14 protein-coding genes, 3 pseudogenes and 1 riboswitch are annotated in these 20,353 nt (G+C 41.6%); of the genes and pseudogenes, 5 read left to right on the top strand and 12 right to left on the bottom strand.

Features of this window, described 5'->3' with window-relative positions; genetic code table 11:
- Positions 1–121: 121 nt before the first annotated feature.
- From V7112_RS23850 to V7112_RS15480, 6 genes and pseudogenes are all read right to left on the bottom strand, one after another.
- Positions 122–760, bottom strand: a pseudogene (locus tag V7112_RS23850) (methyl-accepting chemotaxis protein); the annotation flags it as partial.
- Between the two features lie 303 nt (positions 761–1,063).
- A pseudogene (locus V7112_RS23845) lies at positions 1,064–1,810 on the bottom strand (MCP four helix bundle domain-containing protein); the annotation flags it as partial.
- 426 nt (positions 1,811–2,236) lie between these two features.
- The gene (locus V7112_RS15495; protein WP_335421374.1) at positions 2,237–5,386 is read right to left on the bottom strand and encodes an FIMAH domain-containing protein; all 3,150 of its coding nucleotides are present in this window, start codon (positions 5,384–5,386) and stop codon (positions 2,237–2,239) included.
- A 534-nt stretch (positions 5,387–5,920) separates the two neighbouring features.
- A complete protein-coding gene (locus tag V7112_RS15490; protein ID WP_335421372.1) occupies positions 5,921–6,709 on the bottom strand; it encodes an SDR family oxidoreductase in 789 nt (262 codons plus the stop codon).
- A 48-nt stretch (positions 6,710–6,757) separates the two neighbouring features.
- Positions 6,758–7,387, bottom strand: a complete 630-nt coding sequence (folE, locus tag V7112_RS15485; RefSeq protein ID WP_335421370.1) for a GTP cyclohydrolase I FolE — start codon at positions 7,385–7,387, stop codon at positions 6,758–6,760.
- A 509-nt stretch (positions 7,388–7,896) separates the two neighbouring features.
- The gene (locus tag V7112_RS15480) at positions 7,897–9,084 is read right to left on the bottom strand and encodes an acetyl-CoA C-acetyltransferase (RefSeq protein ID WP_335421367.1); all 1,188 of its coding nucleotides are present in this window, start codon (positions 9,082–9,084) and stop codon (positions 7,897–7,899) included.
- Between the two features lie 516 nt (positions 9,085–9,600).
- On the opposite strand from V7112_RS15480, the gene V7112_RS15475 reads away from it, so the two are divergent.
- A complete protein-coding gene (locus tag V7112_RS15475) occupies positions 9,601–10,083 on the top strand; it encodes a sigma-70 family RNA polymerase sigma factor (protein ID WP_335421365.1) in 483 nt (160 codons plus the stop codon).
- Between the two features lie 156 nt (positions 10,084–10,239).
- Entirely contained in the window at positions 10,240–10,770 is a 531-nt protein-coding gene (locus V7112_RS15470) for a hypothetical protein (RefSeq protein ID WP_335421363.1), read from the top strand.
- Positions 10,771–11,229: 459 nt separating this feature from the next.
- Here the strand turns inward: V7112_RS15470 and V7112_RS15465 are convergent, their stop codons facing one another.
- Positions 11,230–11,334 (bottom strand): putative holin-like toxin, encoded by a 105-nt coding sequence (locus tag V7112_RS15465; protein WP_335421361.1) that lies wholly within the window; start codon positions 11,332–11,334, stop codon positions 11,230–11,232.
- A gap of 173 nt (positions 11,335–11,507) precedes the next feature.
- Here V7112_RS15465 and V7112_RS15460 point away from each other — a divergent pair, with 173 nt between their 5' ends.
- The 3 genes and pseudogenes from V7112_RS15460 (at position 11,508) to V7112_RS15450 (ending at position 15,873) form a co-directional block, all read left to right on the top strand.
- Positions 11,508–12,791, top strand: coding sequence for a M20 family metallo-hydrolase (locus V7112_RS15460; protein WP_335421359.1), 1,284 nt, complete (start codon positions 11,508–11,510; stop codon positions 12,789–12,791).
- Positions 12,792–13,668: 877 nt separating this feature from the next.
- Positions 13,669–13,770, top strand: a riboswitch (purine riboswitch).
- Positions 13,771–13,882: 112 nt separating this feature from the next.
- Positions 13,883–14,455: pseudogene (locus tag V7112_RS15455) on the top strand (xanthine phosphoribosyltransferase); the annotation flags it as partial.
- Between the two features lie 113 nt (positions 14,456–14,568).
- Positions 14,569–15,873, top strand: a complete 1,305-nt coding sequence (locus V7112_RS15450; protein WP_335421357.1) for a nucleobase:cation symporter-2 family protein — start codon at positions 14,569–14,571, stop codon at positions 15,871–15,873.
- 192 nt (positions 15,874–16,065) lie between these two features.
- On the opposite strand, the gene V7112_RS15445 is transcribed toward V7112_RS15450, so the two are convergent.
- The 5 genes from V7112_RS15445 to V7112_RS15425 all read right to left on the bottom strand — a co-directional run bounded on the left by V7112_RS15445 (position 16,066) and on the right by V7112_RS15425 (position 20,016).
- A complete protein-coding gene (locus V7112_RS15445) occupies positions 16,066–17,208 on the bottom strand; it encodes a PD-(D/E)XK nuclease family protein (RefSeq protein ID WP_335421355.1) in 1,143 nt (380 codons plus the stop codon).
- Positions 17,198–17,374, bottom strand: coding sequence for a hypothetical protein (locus V7112_RS15440; protein ID WP_335421353.1), 177 nt, complete (start codon positions 17,372–17,374; stop codon positions 17,198–17,200). Before V7112_RS15440 ends, V7112_RS15445 begins: the two co-directional genes overlap by 11 nt.
- Before the next feature lie 78 nt (positions 17,375–17,452).
- Positions 17,453–18,142 carry a hypothetical protein gene (locus tag V7112_RS15435; RefSeq protein ID WP_335421351.1) on the bottom strand — a complete coding sequence of 230 codons (690 nt, stop codon included), beginning with the start codon at positions 18,140–18,142 and terminating at the stop codon, positions 17,453–17,455.
- A gap of 185 nt (positions 18,143–18,327) precedes the next feature.
- Complete coding sequence (locus V7112_RS15430; protein WP_438823896.1) at positions 18,328–19,248, bottom strand: ribose-phosphate diphosphokinase; 921 nt, start codon at positions 19,246–19,248, stop codon at positions 18,328–18,330.
- 189 nt (positions 19,249–19,437) lie between these two features.
- Positions 19,438–20,016, bottom strand: a complete 579-nt coding sequence (locus tag V7112_RS15425) for a hypothetical protein (RefSeq protein WP_335421347.1) — start codon at positions 20,014–20,016, stop codon at positions 19,438–19,440.
- Between the last annotated feature and the right edge of the window lie 337 nt (positions 20,017–20,353).

Raw genomic sequence — 20,353 nt, 5'->3', positions numbered from 1 at the left:
TTATTTGCGTCATGCTCCTTCGATTTGCGTCATTTCTCAAGTATTTGCATCGGTGCGCCACTCATTGCACCTATAGAAAAAAGCCTGTTGCATTCTAAATTTCAGACGCAACAGGCGATAATTATATTTTAAACTTCTTAATCAATTCTTGTAGTTCTTCCGCCATTTTGGTTAAGGAAGTAGAGGAAGCGGTGATTTCTTCCATGGCCGCGAGTTGTTCTTCTGTTGAGGCTGACATGTTTTGTGTTCCATCGGATGTTACTTGGGTGATGTCAGCGACCACTTCCATGCTCCTAACCATTTGCTCTGCTCCGGCTGATAATTCATGCACGGCTGATGTGATTTCTTGAATTTGGGAAGTAACCTCTTGTACTGAATGTCCGATTTGTTTGAATGAGCTTCCCACGTCCTGAATAAATTCGATTCCATCGGAAACCTTTGTTGTCGTGTCATTCATGGATTGAACGGTTTCCTCTGTGTCGGTTTGAATCACGGTTATTAGAGAGGAAATTTGTTGGGCAGAAGCCGATGATTGTTCTGCCAGCTTTCTAACTTCATCTGCAACCACTGAAAATCCTTTCCCGTGTTCGCCCGCTCTTGCTGCTTCAATTGCTGCATTTAAAGCTAATAGATTGGTCTGATCCGCAATTCCTGTGATGACTCCAATGATTTGGTTAATTTGATTAGAGCTTTCTCCTAATGTTTTCACTTTTTCAGAGAGTTGATTGACCGTTTGACTGATTTCGTTCATACGATTAATGATTTCTGAAACGGAATTGTTACCATCGATGGCTTTATCTGTTGCTTCAACTGATGTATTTGATACGATTGCTGAGCTTGCAGCAATTTGTCTGATTAAAGAAGATAAATCAATGATCGTTTGGTTCGTTTCATCCAAGCCCTGAACCTGTTTGTCTGTTCCAGCTGCTACCTCTTGAACGGTGGATGCAATGACTTCCGTGGCTCTTGTCGTTTCTTCTGAGCTTGCTGATAATTGTTCAGAAGCTGCAGCGACCTGTTCTGCATTCATTGCTACCTGTCTAACTAAGTTTCGGAGCTTACTCACCATCAAGTTAAAGGATGACGCCATTTCCCCTAATTCATCTTTTGTTTTAACGGAAATAGCTTGAGTAAGATCGGCCTCGCCTTCTGCAATTTCCTTCAAGCGTCGATTCATAACCATAATTGGTTTATTAATCGATCGAATGATTAGGGATGAGGTTAAACTCCCTCCAACAATTGATACAAGAATAACGGCATATAAAATGATTGAACTCCATTCTTGCATTTCTTCCAATGCGACTGTGTCACTGTCAATCGTTTCCGTTACTTCACCAATAAGTGATTCAATAGAAGGATCCACCAACTCTTTTCTGATTGATCTTTGCTCTTCCATATGGATCTCAAGGGCTTTTTCCTGCTTTCCACTTCTGTAAGCTTCAACCACCTTATTATGTGATTCAAAATAAGTTTGGAGGTTGTTCTTGATTTCGCCCAGTGCCTTTGCATCTTCGTCATCTAGTTTTACTTTTTGAATATCTGAAAAATAACGATCAATATCTTTTATTTTTTTCTCCGTTCCATCCACTAGATCCTCATCTCCGGTAAGAAGATAAGCTCGTTCGTCATTGGAAATGCCTGTAAAACGGTATTCGATCGACTTCAGTGTAAATTGTAAAGCTTGATGCGCGTCTATATCCTTATACACCTTACCTGTTTCATTTTGTTGTAAAATGAATAAGCCTCCTGTGACAAGTAGACCTATCAATAATAAAGAAACTAGTAAACTCAGTTTTGTTTTAATTTTCATAAGTTCCCTCTTCCCTTGGTGTCTATAAAAACTATATCGGTTGTATTTCTACAAAGTTTTACATTTTTCGACTAGAACTATTTTACCATAGATTACTATTTTTCTGAAAAATAAAGAGCAATACGAATCCTATTTAGAACTCGCATTGCTCATTGCCGATTTCTTTGAAGCTAGTTGACATAATCCATTTCAATCAAACGTTTGTTTACCAGTCTATCCCTTGAGCCCCAAGGATTTTATTTTTCAATCAAGCGCTTGTTTGAATTTTTGCTTACAAAAATAAATGGATTTCAATCAAACGATTGTTTAAAGCGCAGACCTTGGTACATATGGGTTTTGGACCTCAAACAAATGAATAATATATAAAATAAAAATACCCCCATTTTGTAGAAAAATGGAGGTAGGTTTTCACACCTTTATCTTACTTTATTCCCATATTGCGTTAACGTTATTGGTGAGCATTGCTTTAATTTCGTTACTAGTGTCGCTGTCATCTAGGTGTTTTATGAAGTCTTGTAGGTGCTTTTTGGCTTGTAGTACATCGCCTTTGTCATAGTGATGTTGTGCTTGTTCCAATCGATTTGTAAGTTGTTTTGTTAGTGAATGGTCCATTTGTTTTGCTTTGAAAAGGTCAGAAATTTGTTTAGTTAATGTAGCTGTGGTGACTGTAACTTTCACGGTCAGCTTATTGGATGTAAATTCTTTATCTTGGTAGGTAACGATTGCTTGAATGTCAGCCGTTCCTGCATTTTTCGCAATAATTTTTCCGTTATCTATCGTTGCAACCTGAGGTGCGCTACTTACCCACTCTGCCTCCACATCAGCTAAATCTACTTCCTCCCCGTTCGTAAGAAGGACAGAAATACCCGTTTCCATCTTCTCACCTTGAAGAATCGTTGTATCTTCAGCTGAGAGAATAACTTCATCTAGGACGACTTCCCTTTCGTAGGTAAGCTTGAAATCATCATAATAGGCGCCTGTTGTTGTAAAGAAATTTGAAGCCCCTGCAAACAATCTTGCAAATGCTGCATTGTCTGGTGCTTGAACCGTTGCACTTACCGTTTGCCATTGTTTATGACCACCTCTTATATGAATGATGTTAACGCCATCCACGTCCGCCCCAACTTGTTTACCAGATTCATTGAAATAACGGATAAAGAAGCTTGCACTTCCATCTTCCAAATACATTTCAACTGTACCGGTATACTCCACTCCTGCTTGAACCGGAATTGGATCTGATTGGACAAACACCGTTTCATTTTGGGCCGTATCCTTAATTTTTAAGGCGTAATCTCCTGACTTTGCCTTTTCATTCGTTACTCCGTAGGAAACATTCCCTGTAAGGCTAAATAAAGACGACCAGCCCGGAATACGATTGTTTTCCCCTAATGTCTCTTCAAATCCTTGATTTTCAAATGAGACTGGAACTGTTTCGTATACAGGATCAACCGGTAGTTTTCCGCCATCAATGACTGGAATCATTTTTAAATAATGTTTGTCACCGTCGACAAAATAGATATTTTGATTCCCAGCAGCATCATATGCTAATTCGATAAATGTGACTTCAGGTCCGTTTTCTATTAAGCTAATATGATTGAGATCCTCTGATTTTGGATCCACAACCGCTAGTTTTCCACCAATATCCGTGTACAATAAACCATCTTCTCCAAACAGGATATGAACAGGTCTCCACATCCCTCTATTTTTGATATTCGGATATAGATTCTTTGATTTAACAATTTCATAAGTATCCGGGTTCATTGCGAATAATATGCCGTCAACTGCTCCCCATAACAAACCATCTTCATCAAAGGTTAACCCACTTATCATTGGTGGCATATCCAATTCTGGTAAGTCTAATTCAAATTCCGTAAGTTTCTTTTTACCTGCGACATCCCAAACAAACATTTTTGCTTTTTTAGCAGTTGGTTCGATATCCAACCCACCACGGATTGTGGTAGAGCCGTAGATTTTGCCATCTTTATACGCAAGTCCAACGATACTTTGATCTTGGACAATATTTCTATGCGTCTCTCTTTCTCCTGTAATAGGATCATAGATTGTTAGGGTTCCACCTAATTTTTGATAGTATGGAATCGTACCGATTAGTAATTTTTCATTTTCGAATTTCATGATGTATGGACGGTCTTGTTCATACTCATCATACAAATTGAAAAGTGTCTTAATTTCCAGTGTATCTGTATTCATTTTTTGAATAGATGCCCCTGAGTAGATTCCGAAATACATGTCAGAGCCATTTCCTGCAACCATTCCTTCTGCTTGCCCATGAGAATACGTGGTAACTTCACCTGTTTTGGTGTTATATCTTGCCCCTTTAGGACCTCCTGGGTAGGTAGTCATGTACAGGTTCCCATCAGGACCTAGCCCAAGACTATGTAAATCTAACGGCAAATTACCATTCATCGCTAAAGGTAAATCGATTATCTTATTCGCATCCAAATCCACTGTCATAATTTCTCCGGACCTTTTTACAGTAACAAGACGTAAATCTGAGGAATCCTCGCTAAAATCAACAAAAGCAAGGCCGCGCCATCCTGCAGGATAACGTATACCTGTTTCCCTTGTTTCAAGCGTGTTAAGGTCTATCTCTAAAATATGGCGATTGTTAATCACATATGTTTTGTCATCATTTACGGCCAATTGAGAATATCCAAAAGCCCCATAGTCATCTTCAGAACCATCACCGATTTTTTCGATTACGGTATCCTCGACCCATTCTTGTGTTTCTAAGTCATAAAATAAAATGGCACCTACATCACTAAATCTGACAACGAGGTACTTTCCAGCAACCTCCATATCGTAGGCGAACCCCATTGCTTCAACCGTTGTTCCTAAAATGTCAGGTGCATTTTTCGTGATTTTCTCCTTTTCAAGGGTATCAGTATTGATTCGGTATACATTCCCGGTAACCCCTAAGCCAGCGTACACATACCCGTTGTGGTAGGACAATGATCGTACATAACTCGCATCACCCTCCATATCTATTTTTCCAAGATCAACAAACGCTTGCGTCGAAACATCATATTTGAAAATTTTTCCTTCCTTTTCCTTGTATGTTCCGATATAGACATTTCCATCTTCATCTGTTGTGCTGCTCCAGAATTGATGGCTTGCATCTGGAATCCCTAGATTCTTAACGGATTTTGTTTCTGGTGAATAGCTCCAAAGTTCTCCCGCGTTTTTTTCAGCTAAGCCGGCAATATAAACAGTACCATCTGGAGCAATAATATGTGTCCAAACCTGGTTTATTTTTCCTAATTGCGCATTAAAAAGAACCGTATTGTTTTTTACATCAATGACATTAAAGAGTCCTCCATTTGCCGTTGTGTAGACAACATCTTTGCCATTCTCTGTTCCAAATACTGCATCAGTCACAACTGCGCCTGTAGCAGGAGTACCTAGATTCTGCACTTCTTTAAAACCGCGACCATTCAATTTCGCAACTACAGTTTCATCATTATTTCCCTTGGCACTTGCACTGAATGGAAAGAAACTAGTGATTAACACGACAATTAAAATACTTGAGAGCAGTTTTCGATACCTTTTTTTCCCCATAATAAATCTCCCTTCATTAATATGATAGCGCATTCATTTTGTGGAAACTTTTCATACCTCCCCTTAAAGAATAGTTGACAGCTCTATGGATTCCCAAATCTTGAACCAATTATATATTTCACCCTTTTACGGTAACAAGTCTATAATAGGTCGAGAAGTTGTCTTTAACATGTCTTTAAGGGGCCACAGGGACGGTTCCACTAGTTCCTCTTACTCTTGTGATGTGGCAGGAAGAATCTCTTAATATACATGTGGTTAGTTGACATAATCCATTTCAATCAAACGTTTGTTTAGCAGCCTATCCCTTGAGCCCCAAGGGTTTCATTTTTCAATCAAGCGCTTATTTGAATTTTTGCTTACAAAAATAATCCGTTATTAATCAAACGATTGTTTGAAGCACAATCCTTGGTACATAAGGGTTTTAGACTTTAAACAATTGTTTGTTTGAATCTCATTAAATCAGATATCCCCCCTTAGGATGACAGGTGTCCTACAATAATTATTTCGGACTCCTTTAAAAACAAAAAAGTGACTCTAGACCGAGTCACATCCCTCTTTGTTTATGGATTTCATTTTATTTACGACATTCACCCCGCCTGATGCTGAAATCACACTCCCCGTAATAAAATCGGAGTTTTCCTCACAGAGAAAGGCGATGATTCTGGCAATATCTTCACCTGTGCCAGGGCGGCCGATTGGGGTTTCAGGGTCTTTTTGTGTGCGGGCATTGGTGATGGTTGCTTCTTTCATTTCGCCCGTGATGTCTCCCGGGCACACCATGTTTGCAGTAATTCCGTGTTCGGCTTCTTCGAGGGCTATGGATTTTGTGAGTGACACCAATCCAACCTTGGCTGCACTAAACGCTGCTCGATACATCCAGCCAGGTGAGCTCTCAGCATCCTGAAAGCCATAGGTGATGACCCTGCCAAATTTTTGCTTCCGCATGACGGGAATGACCAGCTTAAGAAAGTGAAACACCGAACTGAGGTTGCCGTCTATCATCTCATTCCACTCGTGATCCTCGTAATCTACTAACTTTTTCCGCTCAAAAATATACGGGCCGGCGTTGTTTATGAGATAGTCAATTCGACCAAAGCGGTTCAGCGCCTGGTTGAAAATGTTTGTGATGTCCTCTTGTCTCGTGATGTCACCTTGAACGAATTGAACGCATTCTAAGTAGGGCTTCCATTCGTCTTTAAGCTCTTCGACGCGAGCCTCGTCGCTCCTATAGTTTACAGTCACCGAGCAGCCCATCTTTAAAAATTCCTCAGTCACTTTTCTACCTAATCCCTTCGTTCCCGCTGTAATGACTGCATGTCTCACCACTTTCACCTGCCTTTCGTGTGAGTATGGGACCATGGGGTCGGTTCCCTATCGGTTTAATAGTGTTAAGAATTCGAGCCGCGAATCTGCACGTTGCTCGAATTCGCCTCTTACGGCTGTTGTGGTCGTTTCGGAGCTTGTCTTTTTAATTCCGCGCCCACACATGCACATGTGCTTAGCTTCGATAACTACCATTGTGCCCTGGGGCTCGAGGATTTCTTCGATTGCATCCGCGATTTGATTTGTTAGCGTTTCTTGGACTTGGAATCGTTTCGCATACCCCTCTACCATTCTGCCAATCTTTGAAAGTCCGGTTACCTTTCGATCTGGAATGTAGCCGACATGTGCAACACCGAAGAAGGGCGCGAAATGATGTTCACACATGGAGTGGAACTCGATATTTTTTACCAGAACGAGCTCGCGATGGGCAACATCGAACACTTTTTTCAAATGGTTCTTTGGATCTTCATGGTAGCCTTCTGTGTATTCAAGAAAGGCTTTGACAACCCGCTGTGGAGTTTCAATGAGGCCGTCACGTGCCGGGTCGTCCCCGCATAGTTCAATCAGCTTTTTTAATGCATCCTCTACGATTTCAGCTTGTTTGATTTTTTCTGGTTTACCTTCAAATATACGTGGGAATTTTTCAAATATGTTTCTTTCCGTATCTATAAAAGACATCGTCGAACCTCTTTTCATCATTGTAAACTTTACTACTACTTCTATTTTCGTGTTGGTTTTCCTTCCTACGAATGGCCTATTTGCTTGGCGATGGGGTTGGTTAGAATGGAGTAACTTTGGGTTTGGGGTTTGATTATTCATCATCTGCTCAGAGACAGTTCACCTGAGTGTCTGCATCGTTTTGTCTGAGATAGCTTTGGTCAAGGAAATTTTCCGTCGTCGCTAACTTTATTTTGTCTCCAAGAGGCTGTCTCAGAGACAGATTTCCCAAGGCCCAGCACTGATTTGTCCGTGAGAAGCGGCCTCAGAGATACATTTCCCAAAGTTCAGCCTCAATTTGTCTTTGAGAGCCCCTTTCGAAGACAGTTTAGAATCGACGAATCCTCATTTTGTCCACGAGCCCTTATTCAAAGAGGATTCTCACAATTAGTTTTACCCTGGGACAAGGGACCTGTCCCTCTGTCCCAGATCAAAAGGCCTTCAGAGTTTTTCTGAAGGCCTAGACATTCTTAGAAGCTATTATTTTCAATGATCATGGCGATTCCTTGACCGCCACCGATGCAGAGGCTTACCACCGCGTACCTTTTATCGCGGCGTCTTAGTTCGTAAGCTGCAGACAGCAGAATCCGTGCGCCACTTGCCCCGACTGGGTGGCCTAATGCTATTGCTCCACCGTTGACGTTTGTTTTTTCTGGGTCAAGCCTGAGTTCTTTTTCAACTGCGAGATATTGTGCGGCGAATGCTTCGTTTACCTCGACTAGATCCATGTCGGCCAAGCTTAGTCCCGCTCGTTCGAGTGCTTTTTTTATCGCTGGAACAGGACCGATTCCCATGATGGTTGGGTCAACTCCCGCAACTCCCCACGAGACCACCTTCGCAAGAGGCTTGAGTCCATTTTCACGAACCGCTTTTTCACCCGCAACCACAACGGATGCTGCCCCGTCATTGATTCCGGATGCGTTTGCGGCAGTAACGGTTCCGTCCGCAATGAATGACGGACGCAATTTACCCATTGACTCCAGATTCGCATTCGGTTTGATATGTTCATCTTTTTCTACTAAAATACTACCTTTTCTTGTTTTTACCTCGACTGCGACGATTTCCTCCGCAAAGTTTCCATTTTCAGAAGCTTTTGCTGCTCTTTGGTTCGATTCAATCGCGAATAGGTCCTGCTCCTCCCTTGAGATTGAATACTTGTTCGCTAGTTTTTCGGCGGTCATGCCCATGCCTTTTCCAGTGTATTGGTCGGTGAGGGTCGTCAGCAACATATCTTCAAATTGAAGATTACCCAATTTTGAGCCACCAAATCGCTGGGTGAAATTCGCGTATGGAGATTGGGACATGTTCTCCGTACCTCCAGTGAGCACTACTTCAGCGTCTCCTACTAAAATATGGTGAGCAGCGGAAACGACAGATTGCAAACCAGATCCGCATAAGCGATTGACCATAAACGCAGGAACCTCCAGAGGAACACCACTATGTAGTGCGATGTGCCTCGCTAGGTAGGATGCATTTTTTTCAGTATGAATGACATTTCCGTAAATGACGTGATCAATTTGTGCGGGGTCAACATTGGCACGCTTCATCGCTTCAACTGCGGTGGTGCGGCCTAACTCAGTAGCACCTGTTCCTGCAAATGATCCTCCAAAGCTAGCGAATGCCGTACGAGCCCCATCTACAATAAAAATTGGTTCCATGGAAAAACCTCCTTTTTCAACTATTTTACCATGTTGCTCACAATATGTAATGAATATTCTGACTAGTGCAATGGTGAAAGGAGGTGTACATTTCTGTACACCTAGGTTTTATGTTGAACTTGGCTGTCGTAGTGGAAACAAACGGGGAATAAAGAGGATTGAAAGTGTGTAAAACGCTTTCAATTTTATGTATATATGTATAGCTCTTAGGTGCGTTTTAATGTTATATAACGCTGCGAACTCCTCGAACTGTGACTTTCTACCTATATAATAATTTTTTGTTCAACACATTTCTGTTAAATTCATCACATTTTTTAACTTTTTTACAAATTTTTTGAAGTTTTTTCAATTGAAGATAAGCATACTTAATGTTTCGCTATAGTATACGTTACATACGGTCCCCTTCAAGACCTCTCATACGTGAAGTTTAGCCTTTGGACTCCCTCCCTGCTACCAAGTAAATTGGACTTACCGGCGGAATACATAAGGAACGCGTTCTTTAAAAGGACCATTTACATGGAATTTGAGGAGCTTGCAGAACAGTATAAACCACTGATTTTTAAGGTAATAAAAAGTTTACGGTTGTTCGGGGATATGGAGACCTTTTACCAGATTGGCTTGATTGGACTTTGGGAGGCCTCGACGCGCTTTGATGCAGAAAAAGGTGCCCAGTTTTCAACATTCGTTTTTACAACGATACGCGGAAAGCTTCTCGACTACTTAAAAAAGGAAGCTCGCTACCAGGAGCACTGCCAGCCTTCGGGAGAACAGGTTCTTATGAAGATTGCTGATTGCTCAGTGGATTTTTCGGGGGATTTGATAGAGGAATACGGCAAACATTTAACGGAAAATCAGATGAAATGGATTCAAGGACGAATTATTGAGGATAAAAACTATAAGGAAATCGCGGCCAATCATGGTGTAACCGTCGATTCGGTGAAGTCCTGGGGACGCCAAGCGGTTAAAAAGCTGCGGGAAATTATTATGGTAGAAGGATAACACTTTTCCAATAAACGTTTGTTTGAATTGTTGAAGGCAATGCCCATAGATTTCCGGGTTTAAACAAGCGCTTGTTTGGTGCTCAGGTTCATTTTTCAAGGATAATGAATGATTAGGATTTCGACATTGGGTAACAATGTATGGTGAGGTGAGGACATGATTAAGAGGTTGTTGATTCTCGCGATCATTGTGGAGCTTGGTGTTTTCTGGTATGTGCATCAGGTAAAGGCCCCCGTCCCGGTACAGGTGGAGAAATTTCCACAGCGCGAGCTCTTTTTGGACATGAAAAAGGTCCCTGCAGACCGGCCGACTCCGGCGATTGAAACTACAGCAACTACTGACCCCTTGACGGTAATAAAAGACAAATATACGATTGAATTTGCGAATTTAGAAACGGAAACAAAAATAAAAGCGAAGGATTTGCTGGCACGGGCTAAGGAGGATTTTATTGAGGAATCGGCCGACGGCATCGCTGTCTTGCAGGTTATGAGCAGCTATTATAACGAGTTTAAGACGCTTGAAAAAGAAACGGACGAAGCCTTCGAACAAACCTATTTGCAGCTTGAAACCGAACTAGAGGCAGGTGGCTATTCCAAGGATGAGGCCATTGGCTTTAGGGAACAGTACGAGGAAAAGAAGAAGAAAATGCTGAAAAAAGCACTGGATGTACAGGGAAGTTATGAGTGAGCTGTGAGATTGGGCTATTTTGGGGAATTGTGACCCACTCGAAAATCGCCGAAATGTTGGATTAACGGACTGTTAATTACGCCTGCAAATGGGGTATAATGAATAGTAAAAGGTGCGCTAACACCTGACATGCCGCAAAGTGAGCGGCTAACCAATGTTTGGAGAATCATCAAAATGAAGTAATCACCCAGGAACCTTTGGTCTAGGTAGTGCGATTACTTCTTTTTGTTTGCAATAAAACAATCACCAAATGCAGATTTCCCACTAGTTTTTTGGAAAATTGGCTTCTGCAAAGTTGAAATACGCGTTTATAATGCTTATAATAAAGATATAATAAAAAAAATCAGGTGCGCTAACACCTGACCACTACAATTACATGCCGCAAAGTAGACGGCTAACCAATTTTGAAGTTTTACAAAATGAAGTAATCACCCAAAAACCTTGGTGGAGGCGGGGCGGTTACTTCTTTTTGTTTGCAACGACCAACATGACCACAATTGTTATGAGCCCTAGCAAAACTAAATTAGATTGCAGTGCCACGGACATTGCCTCGTATGCCGTCATCTGACCACCCCCTCTCTCAAGGAAGTGGCTAACCGCCCACCCGCTTTATGTAACTGTACCCCTATTTTAACATTTCAGATAATAGATTACTAGTGAAAATAGAACATTTGTTCCCGTTATTTTTTCCATCTCTGTGATAGAATATAGAAAAATCTAGCAAAGGAGTGTTCTATTTGAGTTTTTTAGAGAAATTGATTTCGGATTATGATTTTTCATTAGATAAAAACGGGGTGAGTGGAGAGCGTTTGGCATCTCGGCTTGCAGCTCTTTCAGAAATCGGGTTGACTGCTGACAATGGCTCCCACCGAATTGGTTTTTCACGCGAAGAAAAGGCCGCGAAGGATTTAGTGAAGCAATGGATGACTGAAACTGGTCTCACTGTGACAGAAGACGGAGCCGGTAATGTATTTGGACGCATTGATGGCAAAAATCCAAATCTACCTGCAATGCTGTCTGGATCCCATGTTGATAGTGTTCCGAATGGCGGGCATTTTGACGGTCCCCTTGGTGTCCTCGCAGCACTTGAGGTTGCTGAAGCTTGGAAACAAACGGGCTTTGTGCCCGAACGTCCATTTGAGGTTGTTATTTTTACAGACGAAGAAGGCGCACGTTTTAACGGCGGTTTCAGTGGAAGTTCATCGATGATTGGTGAGGCGACTAGAGAGGAGCTTCTTCAAAAAAAAGATATCCATGGTGACTCTTTCACAAAGGTTTTAGAGGACATCGGGCTTTCGGTTGATGATTTTTTCAATTCAAAAAGAGATCTCTCCAAGCTTGAGGCGTTCGTGGAAATACATATTGAGCAAGGAAAAAGGTTGGAGCGAGCCGGAGTGCCAGTTGGAATTGTAACTGGAATTGCAGGGCCTTGTTGGTTGAAAATGACGTTTACGGGTCGCGCTGGACATGCAGGTAACACCCCAATGGATGACCGCAGGGATGCGCTCGTTGCAGCAAGCCAGTTCATCTATGAGGTTCAGTCCCTCCCCGCTCACGTTAGTTCATCAGCGGTCGCAACCGTCGGAAAGGTGGATGTGCTGCCAAACGGCGTGAATGTCATCCCAGGTGAGGTGCGGCTTACTGTCGACATTCGTGATATTAAAAAAGAAACACGGGATCAACTTGTTGACATGGTGATTGAAAAAGCAAAGTCAATTAGCGCGGAGCATGGGATTGATTTTTTATATGAAGAAACACTTCGCGAAGCACCCGTACCGATTAGCGAGGACATGCAGCGGAAACTCGAAAAATCTGTTGTGACCCAAGGGATTGAACCGGTGTATTTACCAAGTGGTGCCGGTCACGACTCCATGATTGTCGGACATGTATTGCCGGTAGCGATGATTTTCGTCCAAAGTAAGGATGGCATCAGTCACAACCCAGCCGAATGGTCTTCCTTAAGTGACTGCGTGCAATCTGTTCACGTGTTGAAGGATTTTGTGGAGCGATATGATAGTTAAATGGATTTGAAAAAGGCGTTCGCTCGATATGTACGAGTGTGCGCCATTTTTTGCGCTTCCAAACTGCGAGTGTAAGGCAGGATTGCGTTTTTTCCGGGATTTTTGCGTCGTCTCCGGGATATTTGCGTCGTCTCCGGAATTTTTGCGTCATTTCCAGAACTTTTGCATCGTCTCCAGAATTTTTGCGTCATTTCTGCGATATTTGCGTCTTCGTACAAGGATTTGGTCTACCAAACTTTAGTTAGTCTCAAAGACATTTTATAAAGAGCTTCAGCTAGTTTTGTCTTTGAGACCATTCCTCAGAGACATATCGATTAAGCATCTGCACTACTTTGTCTCCGATAAGCCGCATCAGAGACACTTTACCAAATTTCAAGCAACACTTTGTCTCCGATAAGCCGTATCAGAGACATTTATCCAAATTACAAGCAACACTTTGTCTCCGATAAGCCGCATCAGAGACATTTAACCAAATAACTAGCAACACTTTGTCTTCGATAAGCCGTTTCAGAGACACTTTACTATTCCTCTCTTCGTTTTGTCCTTGAGACCTACTCTCAAAGACAAACTACATATCTTTCCACTTCATATTGTCCGTGAGCCCCTGTCTCAAAGACATTTCACCTTAAGCACAACGACGAAATGTCCGCAAGAACCTCGTTCAGAGACATTTATCCAGGTGGGTACACCTCATCTGTCTCTGACACCTTCCTCAAACGCATTCCATTCAATTTTAACGATTAAGCAACATTCGACAAATTTCGCTCCACCACGTCTTCAACCAAATACTGGGACGAGGAACCTGTCACCCTGACCCACATTTTCCAACTCCCACCATTTACAAATCCTACCCCACGTCATATAATACCAACATACCATTTGAATATCGGCATTCACTCATATAATCACGGGGATATGGCCCGTAAGTTTCTACCAGCGCACCGTAAATGTGCTGACTATGAGTGAGCAATGGGAATGCATTTATGCTTGCTTTCCACTTTCCTTCGTTGAAAGCCTGAAGGTCATTGACTCACTCGTAATGGGGAGTGCAATGATGTTCAGGCTTTTTCATTTTAAAGGAGGAAACGCGAATGCAACTATTGCAACAGAAAATTATTAACGAAGGTACCGTCCTCTCCGACCACGTCCTAAAGGTGGACGCCTTTTTAAATCATCAAATAGACCCTCAGCTAATGGTCGAAGTAGGCAAAGAATTTGCGCGCCGATTCCAAAATGACCACATCACAAAGGTTTTGACAATCGAATCCTCAGGGATTGCACCTGGATTAATGGCTGCGCTGGAACTTGGTGTGCCTGTAATTTTTGCTCGAAAAAGAAAATCATTAACATTGGTGAACGACCTGCTCACAGCTACTGTTCATTCCTTTACAAAAAATGAAACCAGTGAAATTTCCGTTTCTCAGAAATTCCTCGAACCAACGGACAATGTGCTGATCATCGATGACTTTTTGGCAAACGGCCAGGCTGCGCTAGGTCTTGCTGAAATCGTAGAGTTAGCTGGCGCTAAAACCGCTGGAATCGGAATTGTAATCGAAAAATCCTTCCAAGACGGCGGCAAACTGCTTCGCGACAAAGGATTCAAGGTCGAATCACTTGCGCGAATCCAATCCCTCCAAGGTGGAAAGGTGATCTTTGTAGAGGAAATGGCAGGGACACGGGGACAGGTCCCTCGTCCCACCATTAATTCCCAGGGACAAGGGACCTGTCCCTCTGTCCCACAAGGGGCCACCGTCCCAGAAGTGGGGGTTGGTCGCTAATGCAGGGAAACATGTTCAAAACCGCTTCTCTTGGGATTCAGCACGTACTCGCGATGTACGCAGGTGCAGTGATTGTGCCGCTCATTGTTGGTGGCGCAATCGGTTTATCAGGTGAACAACTCACCTACCTTGTTTCAATCGACTTATTAATGTGCGGAATCGCAACGCTTTTACAGGTGTGGAAAAACAAATACTTCGGAATTGGGTTACCAGTCATGCTCGGCTGTACGTTTACAGCGGTCGGACCGATGATTGCAATCGGTGGTCAGTACGGGATATCCGCGATTTACGGTTCGATTTTAGCCGGCGGTGTGTTCCTCGTTCTCGTTTCGACTATCTTTGGTAAGCTCGTAAAATACTTCCCTCCGGTCGTGACCGGGTCAGTCGTTACAATCATTGGAATCACGCTCATCCCAGTTGCGATGAATGACATGGCAGGCGGAGTTGGGAGCGCAGATTTCGGTTCGGTTCAAAATCTTGCTCTTTCATTTGGAACGCTATTTTTTATCTTAGTGTTGTATCGTTTTGCAAAAGGTTTTATGCGCCAAATTGCCATTTTACTTGGCTTAATTATTGGAACAGCTGTTGCTTTTGTATTAGGCAGGGTTGATTTTTCAGCCGTTGCCGATGCGTCTTGGATGCACATGCCGAAACCGTTCTACTTCGGTATGCCAACGTTTGAGCCATCAGCGATCATCATGATGATTTTAGTATTAATCGTAGGGCTTGTTGAGGCTTCAGGCGTTTACTTCGCACTCAGTGATATCACTGGTAAAAAGCTAACAGAAGAAGAGATAGCAAAGGGATACCGTGCAGAAGGAATTGCGACCATTTTAGGCGGAATTTTCAACGCATTCCCATATACAACGTACTCACAGAACGTTGGACTAATCCAGCTTTCAGGTGTAAAAAAGAACACAGTCATCTACGCAGCTGGGGCATTTTTAATCATACTTGGATTCCTCCCAAAAGTCGGCGCGTTCACTACTGTCATCCCGACACCAGTTCTCGGTGGCGCGATGCTTGCGATGTTCGGTATGGTCATCTCAGCGGGCATCAAAATGCTAAGCAAAGTTGACTTTGCATCACAGGCAAATCTCTTAATCATGGCATGTTCAATTGGAATGGGACTCGGCATCACAACCGTACCAACCCTATTCGCAAACCTACCAGAAGGCGTCCAAATCCTAACCAGCAACGGGATCGTCATCGGAAGCCTAACAGCCATCGTAATGAACTTCATTTTCATGAAGAAACCAACAGAAACAAAAGTGCAGATTTTTGATGGGCAGAAGGCTTCTTAATTGGGACACGGGGACAGGTCCCTCGTCCCACTCTCTTATTTCTGGGACACGGGACCTGTCCCTCCGTCCCTTGCGGCCATAGTAGCTACATGCCGCAAGAAGAGCAGCTGTCCAAAGGAATCTAAAATAAGAAAGTAGCTATCCATCCAGGACAGCTACTTTTTTTGTAGAACGTTCTTTAGGATTCAAAGCCTAGACTAATTCCCATTTCTCTTTCCCTTTTACTTCCTTCAAGAACCTTTGATGAAACTCAGGAATGAATCTCATTATCTTGTCGGGTGTATTCATGCCATTAATGAAAAACACCCCAATCTCTGATTCTTTTTTTCCTGCACGATCGGTTACTCTTTTCCCGTTCACAAGTAGATAACTTGGATTTTCTTTTTCAAACTGCTCCATAATTTCCTGGAATATCTTAATTAACTTATTTAGCCGGTTTACTTTATCCCATCTATATGATTCTAATGGTTTATTTAATTTACTGAAATTAGAATCATAATTGTAATATTGGCGAATCGACAAATAAAAACCTTCTTGACGACTGTCTAAACGATAAAATAAAGCCTCGGGAAATTCAGGACTTGTATTCGATGGTTTGAACGAGCATTGTGTCCACGGCCTCCCACTACTATTCCCTCTACGAATCGAAGTCTTATCGTCTTCGTTCGCAATCTTTCCGAATAACTCTTTCATAAAAATCCACTGGCCCACAGCCGATTCTAGTGAACTCTGCACCTTATCCAAATCCTTTGAGGCTATATTTGCTATGTGACGATTCTCTTCTTGTTGCAGTTCAAAAATATGGTCATAATAATCGTGGAATATATCACTTGATATCACTTCAAGATAGGTAGACATAACATTGATCATTTCTTGTCTATTAAAGATTCTAAACCTACCTATAGTTTCATTAAATCTATTAATATAGCTAACTTCATTATCAAAAATATAACCAGTTTTATAGTAAATTCCGATTATCTCCACGTCATCTTTACGATTTTCACTTTTAACTATATTAAAATATTTTTCTAGTTGGCCAGAATGCATAGCCGTGTTTGTTTTATCTTCAATTATTATTTGATACTTTTTATGACCCGCACTAAAACTTACTAGAATATCAATGTTTTTGTACTGTCTTTTGATTTTTATCGAATCTATTAGGTTACTGGGTACACTAATATCATGCAATTTTAACATGGTGTTTAATAGTTCCAATCCGTATTGCTTTTCCGGAAAATCCCCTGGCAGATTGATCCATGATAAACTCCATACAATGAAAGCATCTTGTGTAAGTTCCTTCGTTCCAATTTGAAAGATATTTGGTCTATTTTTCATACTTCATCCCCCGAATGCTTTTATAAAAACCACAATAATTACTACAAATAAGGGCTGGGTAAATGATTTCTTGGACGATGCTTCCATCCTCCTCCTCATGGATCATTTCCCACACATCCTCAATCAACCTAGAATTACAAAACGGACATTTCTCCTCGCCATTCATAAAATCCCCCCACACTAATGGGACAGAGGGACAGGTCCCTCGTCCCAAAAAGGGGGTACAATTGTAACCCCTCATTTTTCAACATAATTCGATTTTATCGATGTTAGCCGTTTTCTTCAACAACTCAACCCCAATCCAAATTTTCCAAATGACAAAGGCGCCGACAAAGGTGAGGATACTTGAGATGATTCCAATCGCCGAACCTCTTCCATATAAGGCTTCATACGCACCCGAAAAAAGTACGATTGTACTGATAATCGTTGTGAAAATTCCTAACATTTTCGAAAACAACCCCGTTTTTAAAATAAGTGTTCCTATTTGTATGAGCCAGATGCTCAAACAGATACTTGAAAATACAGAAATGACAAGTCCTAGTTCAATCATAGGTTGGACGGTTGCGAGGGCTTCTTCGATGTTTTTATCTTTATTTGCGAGGTCGTGGAGGGCTGCAGCCGGTAGCAGCATGTAAAAGGTGTAGGAAAATAAATGAAGGTATGCAAATCTCGATACATTCGAGCTCATTTTTGGATTCCCTAAACGAAGTCGTGTGTCAATCGCTTCGACTGTCCAGCATACTAGAATCATTGCAAATGCCCCGAGCAGCAGTAGCACCCAGTTCAAAACCGGATAAGCCGCTAACGAAAGAACCGTTTGTTCGTAAACGTCCTCTCCCTGGACAACAACTGTTTGTGTTAAAACCATCACAAGAACAAGCATCACGGCAGAAATAATTGCAAAATACCCACCAAGTCGTTGGCGCTTCACCATTGATGAATTCCCCCTTATATTTTTTACTAATTTATTCGTAAAGGGAGCGGACCATAACAAAAAACGGTGAACCCCCATTTCAGGAATTCTGTTAATTATTTATTTAATGTGGGACAAGGGACCTGTCCCCGTGTCCCACAAAAAAAGAGCAGCCCCAAAAACTGGAGCAGCTCTCTAAACATTTATTATTCAAATAAAGGACTCACGGCTTTTTCGTTGTGGATTCGGTCGACTGCGTTGACTAGCAATGGAGCCACGGAAATCGTTGTGATTTTGTCGATTTGTTTTTCTTCTGGTAATTGAATGGTATTTGTGATGACCAATTCTTGAATTGGTGATGATTCGATTCGTTCAATCGCTGGGCCAGATAATACTGGGTGTGTACAGCATGCGTAAACACCTTTTGCCCCCATTTCCTTTAAGGCTTTTGCCGCTATGGTTATCGTTCCAGCTGTATCAATTAAATCGTCGATAATGATGGCATTTTTCCCTTCAATATTCCCAACGATGTTCATAATTTGTGCCACATTTGGCTTTGGACGGCGTTTATCGATAAAAGCAATTGGCGCATTTAGCTGGCTTGCCAATTTCCTTGCACGAACCACCCCACCTTGGTCAGGTGCTACAACAACAACATCCTCAAGCTCTTTTCCAGCAAAATACTCCGCCAGAAGTGGCACGCCTAGTAATTGATCCACAGGAATATCAAAAAACCCTTGGATTTGTGGTGCGTGCAGGTCCATTGTCAAGACCCTGGTTGCACCCGCCGTTTCAAGTAAGTTTGCAATAAGCTTTGCTGTGATTGGTTCACGTGATCTTGCTTTACGGTCCTGGCGTGCATACCCATAGTAAGGAATCACAACGTTAATGTCTTTTGCAGAAGCTCTTTTTAACGCGTCAATCATGATTAACAATTCCATCACGTGCTCGTTTGCCGGTTGTGAGGTCGATTGTACCAAGTATACCTCACTTCCACGTACACTTTCTTCTATGTTAATATGTATTTCTCCGTCACTAAAACGGGATACTGAACTTTTCCCTAACTCGCAGCCAAGTAACGTCGCCATTTCCTCTGCAAGTTTTGAATTCGAATTTAAACTAAACATTTTAAAACACTCATTCAATTGGTAAGCCACTGTTCGTCCTCCATGCAAAAAATAGTCTATATATAATATAACCTAATTCTGCGGGCATTTACATAGGGCCAAGCCACAAATTTCGACAAAATAACTGGAAATTTCTACTCATTTAAAAAAGGAAACCCCTGTTTTCAAGGATTTCCATGAGATCGTCACTTAATTTAATTCTCCATACCCAATTATTTTAAAATCCAATCCCTCTTTTGCAAATGTAAATTGAAATTTTTTCAGCTCCGGGTGCTTGCTTTCAATAATTAACTCATATTGATTAAATTCACGTTTGAAATCGATAACTTCCCCTATTCCAAAAAAATCAATGTTGGGTTTACCTAAAATTGAATAGGAGTATGCCATTTCTTTATCAACAGCTTCGTCCGCAAGCTTGTGACGCTCTTGGTTGGTAAGTTCAGTATGAGAGAGTTGATGAAGTATATCAGCTTTTTCGAAACCAACCTCTTTTAAATAGTTTTCCGTATAAAAATACGGGGTAAATAACTCATATGTAAAGAAAAGGATAATCAGAAGGCTTGCCGTGACTTCTATTGAAAATTTAATGCGCTGTCTCGCCAACTTCTTAACGACCCAAACTATAAAAATAATGATGAGAATATAAACCATCATCTCAATCCAAAAATGAATAAAAAGGAAATTTAAATAATGTTCGTTTTTAATGAAAATAAAAAACAAAAACACACCTACTAATGATAAAAATACTTTCTGAATCAGTTCACGCATCCTACTCCCCCTCTCTAAAAGTATTTGACAAATGACAAATTTATCCTTTTATATTAAGGCTTTTTTATAAAAAATTACTAATTAAGAGGAATTGTTCACACTATACATCAGCTCGGGTGCTTAACCTGAACCCCTAAACGATAAATGAAGGAATTCTTAGTCAGATTGGGGATATCGCAAAAAATAAAATTGATACTCAAAACGGCACTGTAAATGACAAAAGTTTTGACCCTCTTTTTATTGTACGATACTGATTGTCAATCATAATAATGATGTTATTTGTTATATCCAAGTAAACTTAATTTCGCGGATATCTTGATAAGTAACTATCCGCCCG

Origin of the sequence: Bacillus sp. JJ1566, assembly GCF_036962685.1 — a bacterium.
Taxonomy (GTDB): domain Bacteria; phylum Bacillota; class Bacilli; order Bacillales; family Bacillaceae_L; genus Ferdinandcohnia.
Note: the sequence above shows the minus strand (reverse complement) of the source record. Positions and strands in the feature narration are given on the sequence as shown.

What these genes read in the sequence shown, in the direction of transcription:
- V7112_RS15495 (WP_335421374.1), bottom strand. Translation starts at nt 5,386, where the DNA reads ATGGGGAAAAAAAGGTATCGAAAACTGCTCTCAAGTATTTTAATTGTC.
- folE (WP_335421370.1), bottom strand. Translation starts at nt 7,387, where the DNA reads ATGTCTTTTATAGATACGGAAAGAAACATATTTGAAAAATTCCCACGT.
- V7112_RS15480 (WP_335421367.1), bottom strand. Translation starts at nt 9,084, where the DNA reads ATGGAACCAATTTTTATTGTAGATGGGGCTCGTACGGCATTCGCTAGC.
- V7112_RS15475 (WP_335421365.1), top strand. Translation starts at nt 9,601, where the DNA reads ATGGAATTTGAGGAGCTTGCAGAACAGTATAAACCACTGATTTTTAAG.
- V7112_RS15470 (WP_335421363.1), top strand. Translation starts at nt 10,240, where the DNA reads ATGATTAAGAGGTTGTTGATTCTCGCGATCATTGTGGAGCTTGGTGTT.
- V7112_RS15465 (WP_335421361.1), bottom strand. Translation starts at nt 11,334, where the DNA reads ATGACGGCATACGAGGCAATGTCCGTGGCACTGCAATCTAATTTAGTT.
- V7112_RS15450 (WP_335421357.1), top strand. Translation starts at nt 14,569, where the DNA reads ATGCAGGGAAACATGTTCAAAACCGCTTCTCTTGGGATTCAGCACGTA.
- V7112_RS15445 (WP_335421355.1), bottom strand. Translation starts at nt 17,208, where the DNA reads ATGAAAAATAGACCAAATATCTTTCAAATTGGAACGAAGGAACTTACA.
- V7112_RS15440 (WP_335421353.1), bottom strand. Translation starts at nt 17,374, where the DNA reads ATGAATGGCGAGGAGAAATGTCCGTTTTGTAATTCTAGGTTGATTGAG.
- V7112_RS15435 (WP_335421351.1), bottom strand. Translation starts at nt 18,142, where the DNA reads ATGGTGAAGCGCCAACGACTTGGTGGGTATTTTGCAATTATTTCTGCC.
- V7112_RS15430 (WP_438823896.1), bottom strand. Translation starts at nt 19,248, where the DNA reads ATGTTTAGTTTAAATTCGAATTCAAAACTTGCAGAGGAAATGGCGACG.
- V7112_RS15425 (WP_335421347.1), bottom strand. Translation starts at nt 20,016, where the DNA reads ATGCGTGAACTGATTCAGAAAGTATTTTTATCATTAGTAGGTGTGTTT.